This window comes from Candidatus Spongiihabitans sp. (assembly GCF_965237845.1).
In the GTDB taxonomy this organism is placed as follows: Bacteria; Pseudomonadota; Gammaproteobacteria; order Arenicellales; family Poriferihabitantaceae; genus Spongiihabitans.
The window spans coordinates 1,648,935-1,667,901 of the sequence record NZ_OZ250154.1 but is presented as its reverse complement, the minus strand read 5'-3'; the positions used below and the strand labels follow the sequence as shown (position 1 = coordinate 1,667,901).

General features: G+C 49.9%; 17 protein-coding genes and 1 tRNA gene. 13 read left to right on the top strand and 5 right to left on the bottom strand.

What is annotated here, in order from left to right; genetic code table 11:
- Nucleotides 1-136 precede the first annotated feature (136 nt).
- From ACPXXB_RS07995 to ACPXXB_RS07970, 6 genes are all read left to right on the top strand, one after another.
- Nucleotides 137-2,539 (top strand): acyl-CoA dehydrogenase, encoded by a 2,403-nt coding sequence (locus ACPXXB_RS07995; RefSeq protein ID WP_423906336.1) that lies wholly within the window; start codon nt 137-139, stop codon nt 2,537-2,539.
- 412 nt (nt 2,540-2,951) lie between these two features.
- Nucleotides 2,952-4,310 (top strand): porin, encoded by a 1,359-nt coding sequence (locus ACPXXB_RS07990; RefSeq protein WP_423906335.1) that lies wholly within the window; start codon nt 2,952-2,954, stop codon nt 4,308-4,310.
- A 425-nt stretch (nt 4,311-4,735) separates the two neighbouring features.
- A complete protein-coding gene (locus ACPXXB_RS07985; protein WP_423906332.1) occupies nt 4,736-4,864 on the top strand; it encodes a hypothetical protein in 129 nt (42 codons plus the stop codon).
- 128 nt (nt 4,865-4,992) lie between these two features.
- Nucleotides 4,993-5,262, top strand: coding sequence for a hypothetical protein (locus tag ACPXXB_RS07980; RefSeq protein ID WP_423906331.1), 270 nt, complete (start codon nt 4,993-4,995; stop codon nt 5,260-5,262).
- Nucleotides 5,259-5,549, top strand: a complete 291-nt coding sequence (locus ACPXXB_RS07975; RefSeq protein ID WP_423906330.1) for a hypothetical protein — start codon at nt 5,259-5,261, stop codon at nt 5,547-5,549. Before ACPXXB_RS07980 ends, ACPXXB_RS07975 begins: the two co-directional genes overlap by 4 nt.
- A 191-nt stretch (nt 5,550-5,740) precedes the next feature.
- Nucleotides 5,741-6,022, top strand: a complete 282-nt coding sequence (locus ACPXXB_RS07970) for a hypothetical protein (RefSeq protein ID WP_423906327.1) — start codon at nt 5,741-5,743, stop codon at nt 6,020-6,022.
- A 518-nt stretch (nt 6,023-6,540) separates the two neighbouring features.
- Here the strand turns inward: ACPXXB_RS07970 and ACPXXB_RS07965 are convergent.
- Complete coding sequence (locus tag ACPXXB_RS07965) at nt 6,541-7,779, bottom strand: porin (protein WP_423906325.1); 1,239 nt, start codon at nt 7,777-7,779, stop codon at nt 6,541-6,543.
- A 359-nt stretch (nt 7,780-8,138) separates the two neighbouring features.
- Between ACPXXB_RS07965 and ACPXXB_RS07960 the strand changes: the two genes are divergently transcribed.
- The 5 genes from ACPXXB_RS07960 to ACPXXB_RS07940 all read left to right on the top strand — a co-directional run bounded on the left by ACPXXB_RS07960 (nt 8,139) and on the right by ACPXXB_RS07940 (nt 14,399).
- A complete protein-coding gene (locus tag ACPXXB_RS07960) occupies nt 8,139-8,423 on the top strand; it encodes a hypothetical protein (protein WP_423906322.1) in 285 nt (94 codons plus the stop codon).
- Nucleotides 8,424-8,632: 209 nt separating this feature from the next.
- Complete coding sequence (locus tag ACPXXB_RS07955; protein ID WP_423911063.1) at nt 8,633-10,141, top strand: carnitine 3-dehydrogenase; 1,509 nt, start codon at nt 8,633-8,635, stop codon at nt 10,139-10,141.
- Between the two features lie 34 nt (nt 10,142-10,175).
- A complete protein-coding gene (locus ACPXXB_RS07950; RefSeq protein WP_423906319.1) occupies nt 10,176-10,991 on the top strand; it encodes an SDR family oxidoreductase in 816 nt (271 codons plus the stop codon).
- Between the two features lie 29 nt (nt 10,992-11,020).
- Nucleotides 11,021-12,214, top strand: a complete 1,194-nt coding sequence (locus ACPXXB_RS07945; protein ID WP_423906316.1) for an acyl-CoA dehydrogenase family protein — start codon at nt 11,021-11,023, stop codon at nt 12,212-12,214.
- A 97-nt stretch (nt 12,215-12,311) separates the two neighbouring features.
- The gene (locus ACPXXB_RS07940) at nt 12,312-14,399 is read left to right on the top strand and encodes an acetate--CoA ligase family protein (RefSeq protein WP_423906314.1); all 2,088 of its coding nucleotides are present in this window, start codon (nt 12,312-12,314) and stop codon (nt 14,397-14,399) included.
- Nucleotides 14,400-14,456: 57 nt separating this feature from the next.
- Here the strand turns inward: ACPXXB_RS07940 and ACPXXB_RS07935 are convergent, their stop codons facing one another.
- The 4 genes from ACPXXB_RS07935 to ACPXXB_RS07920 all read right to left on the bottom strand — a co-directional run bounded on the left by ACPXXB_RS07935 (nt 14,457) and on the right by ACPXXB_RS07920 (nt 17,684).
- Nucleotides 14,457-15,158 carry an ABC transporter permease gene (locus ACPXXB_RS07935; protein WP_423906311.1) on the bottom strand — a complete coding sequence of 234 codons (702 nt, stop codon included), beginning with the start codon at nt 15,156-15,158 and terminating at the stop codon, nt 14,457-14,459.
- A 12-nt stretch (nt 15,159-15,170) separates the two neighbouring features.
- Nucleotides 15,171-15,890 carry an ABC transporter permease gene (locus ACPXXB_RS07930; protein ID WP_423906309.1) on the bottom strand — a complete coding sequence of 240 codons (720 nt, stop codon included), beginning with the start codon at nt 15,888-15,890 and terminating at the stop codon, nt 15,171-15,173.
- A gap of 176 nt (nt 15,891-16,066) precedes the next feature.
- Nucleotides 16,067-16,840, bottom strand: coding sequence for a transporter substrate-binding domain-containing protein (locus ACPXXB_RS07925; RefSeq protein ID WP_423906307.1), 774 nt, complete (start codon nt 16,838-16,840; stop codon nt 16,067-16,069).
- A gap of 46 nt (nt 16,841-16,886) precedes the next feature.
- Nucleotides 16,887-17,684, bottom strand: coding sequence for an ABC transporter ATP-binding protein (locus ACPXXB_RS07920; RefSeq protein ID WP_423906304.1), 798 nt, complete (start codon nt 17,682-17,684; stop codon nt 16,887-16,889).
- 584 nt (nt 17,685-18,268) lie between these two features.
- On the opposite strand from ACPXXB_RS07920, the gene ACPXXB_RS07915 reads away from it, so the two are divergent.
- Nucleotides 18,269-18,345, top strand: a tRNA-Met gene (locus ACPXXB_RS07915).
- 150 nt (nt 18,346-18,495) lie between these two features.
- Nucleotides 18,496-18,966 (top strand): ribosome maturation factor RimP, encoded by a 471-nt coding sequence (gene rimP / locus ACPXXB_RS07910; RefSeq protein ID WP_423906301.1) that lies wholly within the window; start codon nt 18,496-18,498, stop codon nt 18,964-18,966.
- Nucleotide 18,967 lies beyond the last annotated feature (1 nt).

Sequence of the window (18,967 nt, the reverse complement as noted above, 5' to 3'; positions counted from 1 at the left end):
AATATCGCTGCAGGATATTTCCTCCGGCTGCCGCTGGAATAACCAAAGTTTATAGCGATGTATTTTCACTCTCTATTTTCTTTCTGGGCAATATGGGATAATGACTAAAATTAATACGCGCGGTTAGAGAGCATTCATGGTAACCATTTTAATTCTTTTGTTATTGGTGTTTGGGTTTTTATGGCTAAAGCTGCCATTTAAAAACTGGCTGATTACGGCCTTAGGTGTACTGTTGGTAACGATGATATTCGGCATTACCAATTTATTCTTTTCACTGATATTCATCGTTATTTTCTTGGCGATGATGGGCTTGCTGTATTTCGCGCCCGGAGCCAGAAAGCAGTTTGTCAGCGCCAGATTATTTGGCCTGGTAAAGCAGAGGATGCCGCCGATTTCTCAAACAGAACGAGACGCAATCGATGCCGGAACGGTGTGGTGGGACGCGGAATTATTTTCGGGAAATCCAAATTGGGAAGTCCTGTTTGGGGCCAAAACACCCAGTCTCACTGAACCGGAGCAGGCGTTTATGGATGGCCCCGTTGAAAGGCTATGCGCCATGACCGATGATTGGCAGATTACTCACGAGTTGAATGACCTGCCGGACACCGTTTGGGACTTTATTAAAAATAATAATTTTTTCGGGCTTAATGCTGCAAAGGAATATGGCGGTTTGGCGTTCTCTGCATATGCTCAGTCTTGCATCGTGCAAAAACTGGCGACTCGGAGCGGCACCGTTGCAGTGACGGTTATGGTGCCGAATTCTCTCGGCCCCGCGGAGTTGTTGCTGCACTATGGCACCGACCAGCAGAAGGCATACTACTTGCCGCGTTTGGCAAGCGGCGAAGAAGTCCCGTGTTTTGGACTCACTAATCCCTGGGCCGGGTCCGATGCCGTGGGTATGCCGGATTGTGGCGTGGTGTGCAAGGGTAAATACAAGGGTAAGTCGGTGTTGGGATTTCGGGTTAATTGGGAAAAACGATATATCACCCTTGGCCCGGTTGCAACATTGTTGGGACTGGCATTTAAAGCCTACGACCCCGATCATTTATTGGGGTCTGAGCGGGAGCTCGGCATTACCTGTGCGCTGGTGCCGACCAAGACCAAAGGGGTGTCTATTGGAAGCCGGCATCTGCCGCTGAATGGGTCGTTCCAAAATGGCCCAAACTGGGGCAAGGACGTGTTTATTCCGATGCAATGGATTATCGGGGGTCAGGAAAAAGTGGGTCAAGGCTGGCGCATGCTGATGGAATCCCTGGCCGCGGGAAGGGGAATATCCTTGCCGGCGGCCGCGGCTGGTGCGGCAAAGGTGTCGGCGCGGACCAGTGGCGCCTATGCCCGAATTCGTGAACAATTTGGTATCGAAATCGGCAATTTTGAAGGCATTGAAGAAGTGCTTGCTCGAATTGGCGGGCTGACTTATTTGCTGGATAGCGGCAGGATACTGATGACTACCGCCTTGTCATTAGGACAAAAACCGGCGGTGATGTCCGCTATGGTCAAGCAGCAATGCACGGATTTATCGCGCAAGGTGGTGAATGATGCCATGGACTTGCATGGCGGCAAGGGGGTCTGTATGGGTCCGGGAAACTATTTGGCTAGAATTTACCAGCAAATTCCGATTGGAATCACGGTCGAAGGCGCCAATATTTTAACCCGCAGTTTGATTATATTTGGGCAGGGTTCGATGCGCTGCCATCCGTATCTGCTGAAAGAGATTCAAGCGGCATCCATGCAGGATGAGGCCGAGGGTCTTGAGCGATTTGATGCTGCCATGGTCAGTCATATCGAACATGTCGCGAGTAATAAAATGCGCTCTTTTGGTTATGGCTTAAGCCGCGGTTGGTTGGCGACAGGGACTGGTCGTGGCTTGATTAAAAAGCATTCCCGAACTATTGAGCACTTGAGTGCCTCTTTTGCCTGGCTCGCCGATATAACCCTGTTTTCGTTAGGGGGAAACTTAAAACGAAAAGAAATGCTATCGGGAAGATTCGCCGATGTCATGAGCAACCTCTATTTGGCGTCCGCGACCTTGAAACGATTCAAGGACAATGGCGAACCGGAAAACGATGCGCCATTAGCGGACTGGGCTTGCCAATACGCCTTGTATCGGGCGCAACAGGCGTTGGACGGCATATTGCGTAATTATCCCAATCAGGCTTTTGGAAAACTACTGAGATTGGCAGTTTTTCCCGGCGGTCGGTATTTGCATATGCCGACAGACAATCTGTCCCGCGCCGTATCAGATTTGTTGCAAACGCCGGGTGCTGCGCGAGATCGACTCACCCATGACATGTATATCCCAACTGACCCGGATGATATTATTGCTCAACTTGAGTCCGCATTTGAATTAATGGTGGAAACCAGGGTTTTACGAAGGCGATTAAAAAAATCCGGGCACGAGCCGCTCGAAACACAAGACTACGCCGATTGGCTGAAACAATTAGTGCAACAAAAAGTCATTGCCAAACAGGAATCGTCATTACTGAGCCAGACCCGCGCCTTGGTCAGAAAAGTGATTGATGTTGATGACTTTGATTGAAGAAAATCCACTATCGCAGGCACCTGGCGGCAACAGTGCCATCTTGTTCGGAGTGCGCCCCCGCAACAGATAATTTCCTGCCTCCAAATTGCGGCTTGCGCCGCCGTCCTGCCGTCATTATCGGGCTTGACCAGATAATCCAGTGAAATACAGGCGGCGCGAGCCACACTATTATAAAAGCAAGAACATTGAGGTTGGAGTAGGTGAGCGGTAAAACCCTTTATTTAAGCCAAATATTCGCTGTTTCTCGCTAAAATTAACTTTTTTTAATATTCATGCAAGAAAAGTGGTAAAAACGCTTGCAATATTGATAATTATCGGTATAGTCGCCCCCGTAATAGCAAATTACCGCTATTCATTGTTAAATTAAATTTAATTTTATCTTAATAACAGCCTTAACAGAGGACTATTTATGAACAAGAAACTAATCGCGGCGATTGCCGCAACGACTATGGCGGGGGCAGTTGGATTTGCCTCCGTCGCAGCCGCCACCGAATTCAACTGGTATGGCAGCCTCCGAGCGGGTGTTGTCTCTAGCGACGACGACAAGGCTAACAGCAACAGACGATTGGACCTCGGCGCAACAGGCAAAGACGGCAGCGTCGGCGGTCAGGGCCTATACAGCCGTATTGGCATCAAGGCTAAAAGTGATTTCGGCAACGGCTCGTCCGCTGGCTTGCATCTGGAACGTGGCGTGGGCAAAAGTTCGCTTAGCACTCGTCACTCCAATGTTTGGATCGGCGGCGGCTGGGGCAAACTCACTTTCGGTCAGCAAGGCAACCCCTATCGCAACGCCCGCAACTGGGACCAAAGCTGGTTCCTCGGCGGTCAATTTGGCTTCAACGACGGCGGTACCCGCATTGAAGGCTTGCGATATGACTTAGCCACCGGGCCTTTCAGTTTGTCGATTATGGCGACCGCTAACGATAATGAAGATAAACTGTCAGATGCGGAAACCACAACTATCCATTACTACACCAACGAACCTTTTTTCTCCCCCGCTGCTCTTCGTGTGGTGGATATGCAGAAAGATGCGCCTCTTTTCATATCGGGAACAACGGATGCAGACGGCAAGTTTACGCCTGGTGACACGCAAACCGCCTGCACCATGATAGGCGATGAATGCGCTATCGCATATACGCTCGTTGACGCGGATACCAATGGCATTAGTAGGCCCGTACTTCCGTCGAAACTAACTCGCGCCCGCACCGATGTCGCCAAAGGTGGCAAGTCGACCGTTAAACGCGAGGACGGCATCGATAGTTGGATTCTGGCGTTCGGCTATGACTTTGGCCCTGTGAATCTGAATGTAGCGCATCGCATCGACAACACCAATATTACTGCTGTTAGTGTTGGAGAACTTGATGCCGCGGGCAGAAGCAGCGACAATACCGCTATTGGCCTTAACGGCTCGGCCGGGCCATTCGGTTGGTATGTCTCGTATCAGATGAGTTCTGACAATGCGAAGGCCTTCAAGAATGATGTGGACTCCTTGGGTGGATACGCCAGTTTTGCTCTCTCCGACAATGACAAACTGTATCTCTATCATGTCAGCCACGATGCAGATCGGCAAACGTGGGAGAGGGATGACAAAACATTCAAGGTTTCGCTTGGCACCGATGTTACCGAGACCATTCTCGGCTACTCACACTCGTTCGGCGGTGGTGTCTCATTCATTGGAGAATACCTGCAGATCGACAAAGGCCTGCCTTCTGGTACAAAAGGTAGCGATCCAAATGTTCTGGCTCTGGCGCTCAAAGTGGATTTCTAATCCTCCTTTCAATCTTTTCCAGAACAGGGCATCCTTCGGGATGCCCTTTTTTTGCCCGCCCAATTGTAAAAAACAGAGGTTTGCAGGGTGGGCGTAGCCCACCAACAGAGCGGAGATGCGAAAGCAATCCGGTCCTTGTCGCCAGTCAGCATCTTGCTTGCAATACGGGAGGAGAGCATTGTCCGGGCTCAGACACAAATGAGACTATTAAGATCGGAAGCGGGACTTTAGTCCCGCCATCTTGGGGCTTAGCCATAAATGAGACTATTAAGCTTGGAAATGGGACTTTAGTCCTGCAATCTGCAATGGCTTTGCGAGGCTGAAGCCGCGCCATTATTCTGTATTGCATTGGCAATGAAAACATGCTTTACTTACCACAGTAAGAATAACCGAACACAACTCGAGCAAACATGGACGCACAACCGATGAACTCACTCGCATTCGACGCCCACAAAGCCGTAAAATCGTTGAAGAAAGCCGGGGTTGCGGATTGTCATGTTGTACAACTGCTCGAAAAAGAGGTAAATTATCCTGGGAGTACGAAAATTGGGTAAAATAGGCAACGAAATTAACCATCCCAACTACTTTCCCGAACGCAGGATCTTGAGAATTGGCTATAATAGCCGGATGATAATAGTTAACCTTTAGACCGCCACCCATAGACCACCCGAGAGGAACCACTATGGCTATCCATGCCATTATTTTGCAAAACGAGAACAGCGAAGTAGCCGAGAGGATTGCAGAGCATTACCGGTTCAACTATCCAGTCAACGAAAAGTGCTTTCTTGTTCATACCGACGATATTTCGGAAAAAGTGGCTGACACTGTAGGCTTTGGAGGCGAGAATAAAATTGAGAATGCGGTTGGCGCCGTTTTTAAATTGAATGGCACCTACTCAGGCTTTGCCTCATCCGGACTTTGGGAGTGGCTGGAGATGGAGAAACCGCAATGAACCAGAGGAATCAATCGCCTGACTTGAGTTTGGTCGCTCCGTCGCCCGCTACGGCGGCCTCCAGTAGCGGCAGTAATGGTGGCGGGACGGATGCAAGGTTGGCGGGCATTGAGTCTCGCCTATCCGTGTTGGAAACACACATGGAGTATTTGGCAACCAAAACAGATGTTGCGAAAATCGAGACGCTGATTGCGGACAGAGAGTCGAAACTTGTCCGCTATTTGTTTGGGATATTGTTAGCCGCAATAGGGGGGTTGGCTGTCGCCGTAATCCGAACTTTTTTCTGAAGTTTTTCGGCGCCAACCCCGCCCCGCCGCGCCCCGGCCGTCATTATCGGGCTTGACCAGATAATCCAGTCAAACACCCGCGGCGCAAGCCGCGCCATTATTCCGTATTGCATTCGCCGTGAAAACATGCTTTACTTGCCGCAGTACCGATAAGCAAACACACAACTCGATCAAACATGGAAGCGCAACCGATGAATTCACTTGCATTCGACACCCACAAAGCCGTAAAGGCACTCACCCAAGCTGGCGCCGCTGAGCCCCTGGCTGAAGCCGTTGTCTATAGCATCGTTGGCGCCATGGGCAAAAGTCCGGTCACATATGACACGCATAAGGCCGTGGACTCGCTCAAGGAAGCCGGGGCCAGTGATGCCCTGGCCGATGCCGTGGTCGCCACCATCGTGACCGCCCTGTTTGGAGTACCTATGCCGGGAGATGAACCCGAAGATGAATATCCTTGGAAAAAACGATCTTGAACAGCGCATGGTCGCGCGCATGATAATTAGCCTGGGACGATAATTATCGCCGCCGCTGGTGTCGTTAGCGGTATCCAAATTTATTGTTTTCGTTGGCTGGTTTGCGGTTTTACAGGATAGCGGTTTTTGCTGTTCCGGTTGCTTGTTTTTTCCTACGTTATTTTATTCCTGACGTTTTGCTATTCCGGTGGTCTTTGCCGGGGGTGGGTTTTCGCATTTTGTTGTAGGGACAGGTCGCGATCTGCCCCTGCATTTTAATGGATGTAGCGAGGGGATTAGAAATCCACTTTGAGCGCCAAATGTATCTGAACTTATACATGCCGGATAATGGTGCGGCTTGCGCCGCGGGTGTTTGACTGGATTATCGGGTCAAGCCCGATAATGACGGCGGGGGTTGGTGGGGCGGGGTTAGCCGCAATCGCGGCAATGGCGAGAAAGGATGGCGAGGGGCAGGGTGCGGAGGACGAAAAAAAGCCGGAGCGGAAGCCCCGGCTTTTTAATGGGTAAAGCGAGGATGATTAGAAATCCACTTTGAAAAATGCTAGGAATGTGTCCGAGTCGGCAGAGAAGTTGCTCTCGTTGTCCACGCTCACATACTCAACGATGAAACTTGTGCTTGGGCCAATTTTGTACGAATAGCCAAGCAAGAGGGCATCTTTGTCGAGCAAGCCGACGTTGGTACCATCAACTTCACCGCCCCCATCTACGTTGGAATCTTCATATTCCAGATAGATGTAATTGCTCTCGCCCAAACCGAGACCCAGGAACACGCCGACAGTCTCTGCATCTTGCGGTGCAAATACGCTCGCAATCGCATTGGTAGTCGCAGGAACAGTACCAGCAGTACGGGTAACAGCAGGGCGATTCACGTTGTCATCGTTCTCTTCGTAGGCAACATACCAGTCAAAGGGTCCGATTGCTCCGTTAACACTGATTACGCTGTTGTCGTAACTTTCGCCCGGCAGGTTGTGTGCCTGCTCATTGGTGCGGAAGCCGATGTTGACGGTTGCCACATCGCTGATTTTGAAGTGGGCGGTGCCGATAAACGAGTCGACCCCGTCTTCGTCTGAGATTTTAGATCCGGTTATCGTGCTGGAATTGGCACCGTGAATATCAGCATCATTAACATCGTTGACTTTAACAACCCAACCGTCTATCGCACTGTCTGCATCGTCCGCCGTCGCCATCAAGCTAAAACTGAATGGACCGCCGAAGTTGCTATCGTAGCGAATACCATTTGTACGGCTTCCGCCGTCCCCGTAGCGGTTGTTGCCACCAATCCACCAAGACTGATCCCAGTTGGCGGCGTTGCGGTAGGGGTTGCCTTGCTGACCGAGGGTGAGTTTGCCCCAGCCGCCTTTGAGCCAAACATTCTGATGACGAACCGAGAAAGTGTCGCTCGTGCTGATTGCTCTTTCGATGTGGAAACCAGCGGATGAGCCGTTACCGAGGTCTTCGGAGCCTTTAATGCCGAAACGGCTACCCGCTTTGTCAGTACCGAAGTCCAAAGCGTCACGACCCGCGCTTTTTTTTATGGTGATCATCGGCGCATCTGGTCTGATTACACTGATTACATTGCCATCAACTAGCAATGCGTTTTGTGTGTCGATTACGTCCACATCATCAACGCTCTTTTGATAGACACCGGCACGGAGACTGCCATAGACGTTGAATTCCATGGCGGCTGCGACGGAAGCAAATCCGATAGCCCCCGCCATAGTCGTTGCGGCAATCGCCGTGATTAGTTTCTTGTTCATAAATAGTCCTCTGTTAAGGCTGTTACCGAGGACTTGTTTACGAAAAGGCAGGAAACGGCTGAATTCGATTCCTTGAAATGCAGCCCATCCAAAGGTCGCGGCTTGCGCCGCAGGTGCTTGACTGATTATCGGGTCAAGCCTGATAATGACGGAGAAAGAACAACACATTCACCGTCATCCCACGCTATAGTCTCAAACTGCAATCTCCCATAAACTTCCTTAATTCAACATCAACCCGAGCGCCAAAGGTGGACTTATACAGGGGCAAGCAACTGCCCCTTTTTTATGTATAATCCGCTTTCGTTGTTTCACTGCTCATTGGGCAAATCTAAAATCAATTTAATGAGAATTGACTCAATATGAAATTTAGTAAAATCGGCGCGGTTGTTATCGGACTACTGTTCAGTGGTGGTGTCTATGCCGAATGCGTATCGGATGTCAATAAAGGCGGAAACCTGCCGAGAAAAAGCAATCCGTCAATCGGCTATCGCTATGGCGAGCAGCATGGGCATTGGGTTGAGCGTTATGCAGGTGGCGGTTGGGGAGAAGGTCCGATGGTTGATGGCAAGGCGAATGGCGATATATGGTTGGATATAGATTATGACAATGGCAAAATAATCGGCACCGACATCATTACCGATTGATGGATGGCAAGCGGAGGTTTGTGGGTTACGAGGACAAGGAAAATCCCGATAAATATGCAAAGTCTAATGAATATCGCTGGATTAAGTAACTCACCGGGCGGCTTTGCTCCCGCGCGCTTAACCCCCATCCTAAATTGAACAGGTCGGCGCAAATCGCTGGCGCGATTGGCGCCGACATAAGGGGCAGTAATTTCGGCGAAGCCGAAAAACTGCCCCTAAAAGTCGGGTTGATTGGCGGCGGGTTGATTGGCTCAGCCTGGGCAGCTCGATTACTGATCAATGGCATTGACGTTCACCTTTACGACCCGGCAGAAGGCGTGGAACGTCGAATCAATGATGTAATCAATAATGCGATACGCGCTTATCGCAAGATGACCCTGGCGCCGGTTGCGGTTAACGGGACGCTTACGCTGGTTGATTCGGTGCAACAAGCCGTTACCGGGATGGATTTTATTCAGGAAAGCGGGCCCGAGCGCATCGATATCAAGAAAGCGCTGATGCAGGAGATTTGTGGTTACGCCGATGCGGATGTCATCATCGCTTCATCTTCTTCTGGATTGTTGCCCAGTGAAATGCAGGAAGGGGTAAATCATCCACAAAGGCTGATCGTTGGCCATCCGTTTAATCCGGTGTACTTAATGCCATTAGTTGAAATAGTCGGCGGCGACCAAACTACGGATGGAGTCAAGCAGGCAGCCGCTAAATTCTATCAAAATATCGGTATGCACCCGCTGATTGTAAAACGGGAAATCGAGGCCTTTCTGGCGGACCGGATGATGGAGGCGTTATGGCGGGAAGCGCTGCACTTGCTCAATGAAGGCATCGCGACGGTGGATGAACTCGATCAGGCGATTTGTTATGGAGCAGGTATTCGTTGGTCTTTTATGGGGCCGTTTGAGACATTTCGGATTGCCGGCGGGGAAGGGGGCATGCGGCATTTTATGGCGCAATTCGGGCCAAGTTTGAAATGGCCATGGACTCGATTTGACGGCCCCGATCTGACCGACCAGCTGCTTGATACAATCGTGCAACAATCCGATAATCAAGCGGCAGGCCGCTCTATACTCGAACTTGAAAGGAAACGCGATGATTGTATTGTTTCCGTGCTCCAGGCACTGCGCTCGAATGACTATGCGGCCGGAAAGACGCTTAAACGTTATGAGGAAAAACTATACGAAGCCTCTCATCAAGCGGTGATGTCCGAGTCTGATGCCGGAGTCCATGACGTGCGGCAACCGTTAAAACTGCATACTGACTCGGTGCAGCCTGAATGGACTGATTACAACAATCACATGACCGAAAGCCGCTACCTCCAGGTTTTTGGTGATGCATCGGACGCGCTGTTTAGATACATCGGCATCAATCAGGACTATCATGCTCAAGGGTTTAGTTACTATACTGCGGAAACCCATATTAATTATATCCGTGAAGCAGCTGTGGGTCAGCCGCTGTACGTGACCACACAAATTCTTGGTGTCGACCAAAAACGCTTGCACATTTTTCATTCCATGCATCTGGGTGGAGACCTGAGTGAAGACCTGAACGGAGGCGACACGCTATTGGCCACCACCGAACAAATGCTGCTGCATGTAAACACGCACCAAGGGCGGGTTTGCCCGGCGCGCACGGATGTTGCCGAGCGAGTCGCAAAACTTGTCTCAGCCCAAGCGGATTTGAACAGGCCGATTCAGGCCGGTCGGTCGATTGGCACAAAATAATAACCGTGACCATAACCATGACCATAGCGGCGAAATGAAACCTTTCATTGACAAATCGGTTCTGGTTACTGCTGGTGCGGGCGGTATCGGCAGATATATCGCATCATCATTTGCCAATGCGGGTGCGCAGGTACACATTGTCGATCTCGATAAAAACGCGCTGGCAACATTAAAATCGGATTTGGCAAGTTCGGACTTTCCCGATGCGCTGGTTACGCAGGCGGATGTTTCAAAACAGGATCAAGTCGAGCGAATTTTTTCCAGGCACTTTGAACAATTTGGCGGCATTGATGTGCTGGTAAATTGCGCGGGAATCGCGGGCCCCACGGCAATGGTTGAAAATGTGCTTCTGAACGACTGGCAGGATTGTTTCGGGGTAAACCTCGATGCCACCTTTATGTGCTCGCAAAAAGCCATACCGGCAATGAAACAAAAACGGGCTGGAAGTATTATCAACATTTCGTCCACGGCAGGCTGGCATGGCTATCCCTTGCGCGCCGCCTATTGTTCAGCGAAGTGGGCGGTGATCGGCTTCACCAAGTCTTTGGCTATGGAGCTGGGCCAATACGGCATTACCGCAAACGCCATTTGCCCGGGCAGTGTGGAGGGTGAGCGCATGGATCGGGTGATTGCGGCGGAAGCCAAAGAAAAAGCGATTTCGGAACAGGAGGTGCGTAGAAACTATACCCGAAGCTGTTCGATGCGAACTTTTATATCGGCTCAGGATATCGCTGATATGGCAATTTTTCTCGGCTCCGAACAGGCCTCGAAAGTAACCGGACAAATTATGAATGTGGACGGGCATCTGGAAAATTATAGCGGCCTGGACGATCTGAGTATTGATGATTAAATTATTGAAAATAGCGAGGCATCGCATAGATGAATTTTGACCACACCGAAGAGCAATTACGATTAATCGAAACCGCCAAACGTTTTGTCGAGGAAGAACTCTATCCCTACGAAGAAGAAGTTGAGAAAAGCGGCGAAGTCCGAGCAGAATTGAGACGGCAAATTATTGATCGATCTCTTGAGATCGGGCTTTACGCTGCCAATATGCCCGAGCATTTGGGCGGCGGTGGTCTTGATGCGCTTTCAATGTGTATGCTTGACCGTGAGTTGGGCCGGGCGAACATGGCGCTGCAATATACCGTCGGCCGGCCCAGTAATATATTACAGGCCTGTGTTGGCGAACAGCGGGAGAAATATCTTTTTCCATGTATTAAAGGCGAGAAAACGGATTGCCTGGCGATGACCGAACCCGGCGCCGGGTCTGATTTGCGGTCGATGTCCTGTAAAGCGGAACGGGATGGAGATGATTTTGTGATTAATGGCACGAAGCATTTTATCAGTCACGCTGATGTCGCCGATTTCGTGATTTTATTTGCCGCTACCGGTGTTGAACCAATAATAGATAAAAGCCGGCATAGAGGGCCTCGGAAGAAAATCACCGCCTTTTTGGTGGATATGGGGACACCAGGATTTATGCTGCGAAAAGGATACGATAATGTCTCGCATCGTGGTTATCACAACTGTATTCTGGAATTTGATAACTGTCGGTTATCGTCGAGCCAGGTTTTAGGAGAAGTAGATCAAGGATTTGAGATTGCCAATGACTGGCTCGGCAATACCCGCCTGCAGGTGGCGGCGATTTGCCTGGGCCGTTGCGATCGAGCATTCGAACTGGCCTGTGAATATGCCGCCACACGTAAGCAATTCAATCAAACAATCGGCAAATTTCAAGGGGTTGGTTTTAAACTGGCGGATATGGAACTGCGCAGACGCGCCGCGCAACTAATCACCTACCAGGCTGCGGCAAAGGCAAATGCCAATTCAAATACAAATGCGGCGATGAGCGATATGGACGCCGCGTTGGCAAAACTGTCAGCAACAGAAGCTTTGGCGTTTATTGCCGATGAGGCGATCCAGATTTATGGAGGTATGGGTTTGATGTCCGATTTACCACTGGAGCGAATCTGGCGAGATGCCAGAGTGGAGCGGATTTGGGAGGGCACCAGCGAGATTCAACGATTGATCATTTCCCGGTCATTATTGCGACCGCTGGAAAATCAATAAGGAGACCTCAAATTTATAAACGAGGTGAAGTTAATACTCAATGCCACGCTTCAAGAATAACTAAGCGGGGAATAACTAAACGGGGAATAACGAATTGGTGGCGGTCGATCAACAACGTCTGAGACGTTGTCTCAATCCTGAATCTATCGCCGTTGTCGGTGGAAAAGAAGCCGATCGCGTAGTCGAACAGTGCCTGAAACTTGGCTTTGCAGGGAATATCTGGCCGATTAACCCGCGGCGCGAGACCATGCAGGGATTACCCTGTTTTAATTCTCTGGCGCAGTTGCTCGGCGAATTTCCGGCCGCGCCGGATGTGACTTTTGTGGCGATTCCTGCGCACTCGAGCATTGAAATAATTGAAAAATTAAATATTGCCGGCGGCGGAGGGGCTATTTGCTATTCGGCGGGGTTTCGGGAAGTAGGCGATGACGGTCTTGAACGACACCATAAATTACTTAAGGCGGCCGCGGGTATGCCGGTGTTTGGCCCAAACTGTCACGGTTATATCAACACCTTGTCGGGCGCGGCATTATGGCCCGATCAACATGGATTGACTCGAAATAAATCCGGCGTGGCGATTTTTTCATGCAGCGGTAACGTCGGCATTAATTTCACCCTGCAGCAACGTGGTTTGCCGATAGCCTGGTTGGTGACGGTCGGCAATCAAGCGGTGATGGGCATTGAAGAGGGCATTGCCGCCGCTTTGGACAACGACAAAATTACCGCCATTGGCATCCATATCGAGGGCTTGAATAATTTGCCGTTGTTTGTTGATCTTGCGCACCGGGCGCACCTGAAAGGCATTCCAATGATCGCGTTAAAAACCGGCAAATCAGTTATTGGCGCCAGGACCACGATGAGCCATACTGCCACCTTGGCTGGGGAAAACGGACTTTATACCGCGTTATTTGTACGTCTGGGAATAGGGCAGGTAGATACCATCGAAGAGTTTCTGGAGGCGTTGAAACTGGTTACAGTAACCGGGCCACTTGCAGGAAATAGCATTTCTTCAATGAGTTGCTCAGGCGGCGAGGCGGCGTTGATTGCCGATTTAGCCGCCGCTAGAGATATTCATTTTCCAAAAGTCGAATCTGAGCACAAGAAAAAATTGCAGGCGACACTGAATGAATATGTAAACGTGGACAACCCCCTAGATTACCACACCTTTATATGGGGCGACCGGGAACGGTTGACGGCAACATTTTCGGCAATGATGGGCGGCAGGTATGACTTGAATCTGCTTATCATAGATGTTCCGCATATAACCGGTTGCGATAGCGAAGAATGGAAATTAGCCATACAGGCGTTTATCGACGCCAGCAGGCACACTGGAAGTAATGCGGCTGTGGTGTCTTCCATGTCGGAAACATTGACCGATTCGGTGCGGGAAACATTGATCGAAAACGGCATCGCGCCGCTGCAAGGAATGCAGCAGGCTTTGGCCGCCATTGAAGCGGTTTGTCATATCGGCATGACCTGGGGCAGGGGGTGGCTACGGCCGAAAATTCAAGTCAGCGCCACTGCGGTTGAAGCGCATCAGGTTTATGGGCTGGATGAATATCAAGCCAAGCAGTTGTTAAAGCAAGCTGGCGTAGCGGTACCCGTATCATCGCTGGCGTCCAACCAATCCGAGGCATGCCGGGCGGCGGCGGAAATTGGTTATCCGATAGCACTCAAAGCGGTGACGCCGGAGATTGTGCATAAATCGGAATTGAATGCTGTCGTTGTCGGCATCGACTCAGCGCAACAGCTTAAACAAGAGGCCGAGCGATTACTGAAAATTTCAGAATCATTGCTTGTTGAGGAAATGGTAAGCGATGCCGTTGCAGAATTATTGCTCGGCGTGAGTTGTGATGCCCAATTTGGCCACTACTTGGTAGTCGGGTTTGGCGGCACGCTGGTTGAGTTGATCGGTGATCGTGAAATTTTGTTGTTGCCGATTTGTCGGGATGATGTTATTCGTGCATTAAAAAAATTAAAAACCTGGCCGTTGTTAAATGGTTTTCGAGGCAGGAATCTGGCTGATGTGGATAAAGTTGTTGATACGGTGCTTGCCATCGCTAATCTTGTGGAACAAAAGAAGGATGAAATTGTGGAACTGGAGATAAATCCGCTCATGGTAAAAGGCAAGAACAAGGGCGTAACGGCAGCCGATGCTCTGGTTCGAATGCGTATTTTGCACTAAATTTGATGAGGAAATTTAATTAGCGAAGCCCCGAATGTTGACATGAATAATGCCACCCTAATTGGTTGATAGCCTGCGGCGCAGATTACGGCGCTCAAACCATCGAAAGAAAGCGATGATGATTCCTGATAGACAGATATATATTCCCGCTACCAGCAGCAACGGTTCGTATATTCGGTAAGTTTCCTGGCGTACCATGCTGCCGACGCCATAGACATCAAATACCGTAATGGTCGCAGCAAGCGGTGTCGACTTCAGGGTTAAAATAAATTCGCCCGCTAGTGTGGGTAATACATTTTGGATTGCGCGAGGAAACCAGATCCGTCGCAACAAGGTGAAAGGATTCATGCCGAACGCACGCGCCGCCTCAAGCTCGCCCTTGTTGACGCTTTTAAATGCGCCACGCATCACTTCTCCAGAATAACCGGCCACGCTCAGTGAAAATGCAAAAATGGCATAGGGAAAGGCATCCCGCAACACCGGCCAAATGAAACTTTCACGGATGCCCGGGATAGAGGGAAACACAGAACCGAGCCCATAGTAAATCAACCAAAGTTGAATCAATAGCGGCGTTCCGCGTATCACCGCACAGAATCCCCGTGCCAACCATGCCAGTACTGTTGGTCCTGCAACTTGTACCAAACCGATCGGTGTCGCCAGACTCATGCCCAGGACGATGGAGATCACCAGTAATTTAATGGTTATCCATAACCCTTCGATAAATCTCGGAGTGTACTCAGCGATCCAATACCATTCCATACCCATACAGTCCTATGACAAGTCAGGTTGGCCACGCCGGTAATGGCGTTCCAATAATCTAAAAATGAAGCTCGACATGAGACTCACGCAGAGATAGAGAAACGCAGCCGCCAAATAAAACATCAAGTACTCTTTGGTCGCACCAGCAGCCTGCCTGGTCTCAAGGGCAAGTTCACTGAATCCCACAACCGCCAAAAGCGCAGTATCCTTGGTTACAATCAACCACAAGTTAGCAAGCCCCGGCAGGGCAAGCGGCACCATGGCCGGGATGATGATTCTGCGGTGAGTGACCATCCATGACATGCCGCAAGCTTTGGCGGCTTCTATCTGGCCGAGCGGCACCGCAACAATAGCGCCTCGAATGACTTCAATAATATACGCGCCTTGAACAAACCCAAGCACATAAATGCCCGCTGTCAATCCACTGATGTCAACCCGTTCAAATCCGAAAGACTCTAACAGTTGGTTGAGCAAGTCAGTGCCAGCGTAGTACAGGAGTAATATAAGCACCAACTCGGGTACCGCACGAACCAGGGTGGTATAGATTTCAAGAGACCAACGAAGGGTGCGGCCGCCATATATTTTTCCGAGCGCACCGCTCAGCCCGATTAACAATCCAAGCGTATAAGCGCCGAATGCGATTTGCAGGGTCATCCCTAAACCGCGCAACAGATTGCCGCCCCATCCAGGCGGTGAAAATTCAAGCAACTCCATTCCTAATGACTCAAGCATATTGCCTTGTTTTCGCTACATGGCTATCGCTTAGTAGAGCAATGCAGGAGCAATTGCCAATGATTCTCTGCTGGACTGAACTTGCCGTGGATTGAACCTGAAGACCTGCCGAGTCGGAACGAACATGCCAAAATGAGCGCTATTGCGTTCCGACCAGACTAACTTATGCACCCTGATTACTCTGCACCATAAATGTCGAAGTTGAAGTAGTTCTTCGAGATTTTTTGGAAAGTTCCGTCAGCGCGAATCTTGGCGATAGCCTCATTGAATCTTGCTTTCAGCTCGGTATCTTCCTTACGCATTCCGCCACCAACACCGGGGCCAAATACAGCAACGTCCTTTAGTTCCCCGGCGACTTCGCAGCAAGCGCCACTGTCGCTGGCCAAAAACGGTTGCAGAGCAAGGGAATCACCTACCACGGCGTCAATACGACCGGCAACCAGATCCTGATTATGCTCATCGAAAGTTTGGTAAGTTTTAATGCTTGCGGCTGAATCATCAAAATGCTTGGATACAAAGTTTGCGTGGATGGTGGAAACCTGAACACCAATAATCTTGCCGCTGACGCTGGCCGGGCTGCCATCGATGCCTGAGCCTTTGGGCGTAACGATTACTGCCGGGGTGTTGTAGTACTTGTCGGAAAAATCGATGGTTTTCATGCGCTCTTCTGTAATCGACATGGAGGACACGATCACATCGAATTTTTTCGTCATCAGTGCGGGGATTATGCCGTCCCATGCAACTTCAACCCATTCGCATTGTTCTCCCATGGCTACGCAAATGGCATTCGCAATTTCAATCTCCCAGCCTTTCCATGTGCCCGATGCGTCTTTTTCAGCAAAAGGTGGGTAAGGTTCGGCGGCAACACCCAGTTTCAGGGCATAAGCGTTAGTGCTAAACATGCACATTGCAATGCTTGCCGCTATGATTAATTTAGTAAATTTCTTCATTGTCTTTCTCCGCATTTTGGTTTTAATAATCGTTAGTTAAATGAACCTAGCTAACGGATCGAACGAATTTACGACAGCGCTCGCTCTTGGCTTCCCTGAACACTTTCTGAGGAGACCCCTGTTCTTCAACACGCCCGCCGTGCAAGAATATCACATGGGATGAAACGTTGCTGGCAAAATTCATTTCATGGGTCACCATAATCATGGTACGACCTTCTTCGGCCAGTTCCTTTATGACCTTAAGAACCTCCCCCACCAACTCGGGGTCCAGAGCGGATGTGGGCTCATCGAAAAGCAACGCACTGGGCTCAACAGCGAGTGCCCTGGCAATAGCGACCCGTTGTTGTTGGCCACCAGACAACACTGCCGGATATTGATTCCGTTTTTCCCACAGTCCAACCTTATTCAGAATGACTTCGGCGCGTTCCTGAGCTTCAGATTTTTTGATCTTCAAAACGTGAACGGGCGCTTCCATGATATTTTGCATTACCGTCATATGCTGCCAAAGATTGAAGCCTTGAAACACCATGCCAAGTTGTGTGCGAATCCGCTCAATTTGCCGCCTGTTTGCGGGCACCATATCGCCAGTTTTATCGGCTTTAAAGTCTATCGCTTCACCATTTATCTCGATGCTGCCCGAGGTCGGATTCTCCAGCAGGTTCAGACACCTTAAAAAGGTGCTCTTGCCAGAACCGCTGGCGCCGATAATAGATACGATATCGCCTTCATGGGCTGTCATCGACACGCCTTTGATAACTTCAAGCGCACCGAAGGACTTATGAAGATCATCGACTTTGATAGTTGGGATTGAGATGGCTGCGTCATTCATAATGTAATTTGGCATAATGAAATTTGGTTATGATTATTATTCTGATTGGTCAAACAGCAAAGGCCGGAGCAGTATAACCGTATTGCTCCCGGGATGTCACTGACTGTCTGGTTCACTGCCTATGAAATAAAATCGGGAAATTTGAGCGAGTTGTTGATAATGCCCATCGTTCCAATCTTGCTCCAGCATAAGCGGGTGCGAGTACTAGATCGCCGTTCCCGCTTTTTATAATGCCGCGGCTTAGGCCGGATGGTTTGATTGGATTATCGGGTCACGCCCGATAATGACCGGTTAATACAGGTTCGTCATTGCCGAAGCCTTTTCCGACAGGTAGCCAGCCGCTCTTGCAAACCGTACGTGAAAGTTTCCCCTCACACGGTTCAAGTTTTTCAAAAAGGGGGATGAATCCGGCATCCACAGAGAAAACGCCTTGGTGGTTTAGCCGCCGCAAAGCTGTCATTCGCAAATTCGGACTGTTTCTAATCGTTTGAGGCGAGGATATTTATATGGGAGCCAACAAAATAGTTCAGAATTTATAAAAAGACTGCCCCAATTGATTGAAACAAAGGTCGTGAATAAGGTAGAATCCATGACCTTAATGCGGGGTGGAGCAGTCTGGCAGCTCGTCGGGCTCATAACCCGAAGGTCGTAGGTTCAAATCCTGCCCCCGCTACCATATTTGGCTGGCATTTTTTACTGGCGGATTTTGACCAGTATGGTACGACCCCGCAGTTTGCGGGGTTTTACTTTTAGGGTAGCCATTGAATGATTTGTGTTGCATGGGCCGATGGCTCATTTTTTGTGTGTTTTTGTAAGGTGAATGTGCATGATGCGTGGTGCAGCCGGAAAATTGAAAGCGGTGCTTGAACCCCCGGTGGAAAACCTGGGTTATGAGTTGTTGCACCTGGAGTTGTTGCACCTGGAGATGACTCACCAGGGCAAACATACCGTATTACGTGTTTATATCGATGCGCCAGGCGGTATTCAGGTACATGATTGTGCAGCGGTAAGTCGGCAGCTCAGCGCAGTATTGGACATTGAAGATCCCTTAAACGATGCCTATTTGTTAGAAGTATCCTCACCCGGATTGGAGCGGCCTTTGGTAAAGCCGGACCATTTCAAACGATTTGTGGGAAATAAAGCCAGAATTGTAATGGCAACCCACATTTTTGGACGGCGGCGATTTACCGGCCAGATGGTTGAAGCTGGCGATCAAGCGGTTGTGCTGGAAGTTGATGGTGAGAGTTACGATCTGCCCTATAGCGATATGGAGTCGGCTCAATTGCAACCGATTTGAA

Bases quoted from the DNA above. Each gene is read 5' to 3' on its own strand.
- ACPXXB_RS07975 (WP_423906330.1), top strand. From the start codon at position 5,259: ATGAACCAGAGGAATCAATCGCCTGACTTGAGTTTGGTCGCTCCGTCG.
- ACPXXB_RS07950 (WP_423906319.1), top strand. From the start codon at position 10,176: ATGAAACCTTTCATTGACAAATCGGTTCTGGTTACTGCTGGTGCGGGC.
- ACPXXB_RS07920 (WP_423906304.1), bottom strand. From the start codon at position 17,684: ATGCCAAATTACATTATGAATGACGCAGCCATCTCAATCCCAACTATC.
- rimP (WP_423906301.1), top strand. From the start codon at position 18,496: ATGATGCGTGGTGCAGCCGGAAAATTGAAAGCGGTGCTTGAACCCCCG.
- ACPXXB_RS07925 (WP_423906307.1), bottom strand. From the start codon at position 16,840: ATGAAGAAATTTACTAAATTAATCATAGCGGCAAGCATTGCAATGTGC.
- ACPXXB_RS07960 (WP_423906322.1), top strand. From the start codon at position 8,139: ATGAAATTTAGTAAAATCGGCGCGGTTGTTATCGGACTACTGTTCAGT.
- ACPXXB_RS07930 (WP_423906309.1), bottom strand. From the start codon at position 15,890: ATGCTTGAGTCATTAGGAATGGAGTTGCTTGAATTTTCACCGCCTGGA.
- ACPXXB_RS07970 (WP_423906327.1), top strand. From the start codon at position 5,741: ATGAATTCACTTGCATTCGACACCCACAAAGCCGTAAAGGCACTCACC.
- ACPXXB_RS07965 (WP_423906325.1), bottom strand. From the start codon at position 7,779: ATGAACAAGAAACTAATCACGGCGATTGCCGCAACGACTATGGCGGGG.
- ACPXXB_RS07995 (WP_423906336.1), top strand. From the start codon at position 137: ATGGTAACCATTTTAATTCTTTTGTTATTGGTGTTTGGGTTTTTATGG.
- ACPXXB_RS07945 (WP_423906316.1), top strand. From the start codon at position 11,021: ATGAATTTTGACCACACCGAAGAGCAATTACGATTAATCGAAACCGCC.
- ACPXXB_RS07990 (WP_423906335.1), top strand. From the start codon at position 2,952: ATGAACAAGAAACTAATCGCGGCGATTGCCGCAACGACTATGGCGGGG.
- ACPXXB_RS07935 (WP_423906311.1), bottom strand. From the start codon at position 15,158: ATGGAATGGTATTGGATCGCTGAGTACACTCCGAGATTTATCGAAGGG.
- ACPXXB_RS07985 (WP_423906332.1), top strand. From the start codon at position 4,736: ATGAACTCACTCGCATTCGACGCCCACAAAGCCGTAAAATCGTTGAAG.
- ACPXXB_RS07980 (WP_423906331.1), top strand. From the start codon at position 4,993: ATGGCTATCCATGCCATTATTTTGCAAAACGAGAACAGCGAAGTAGCC.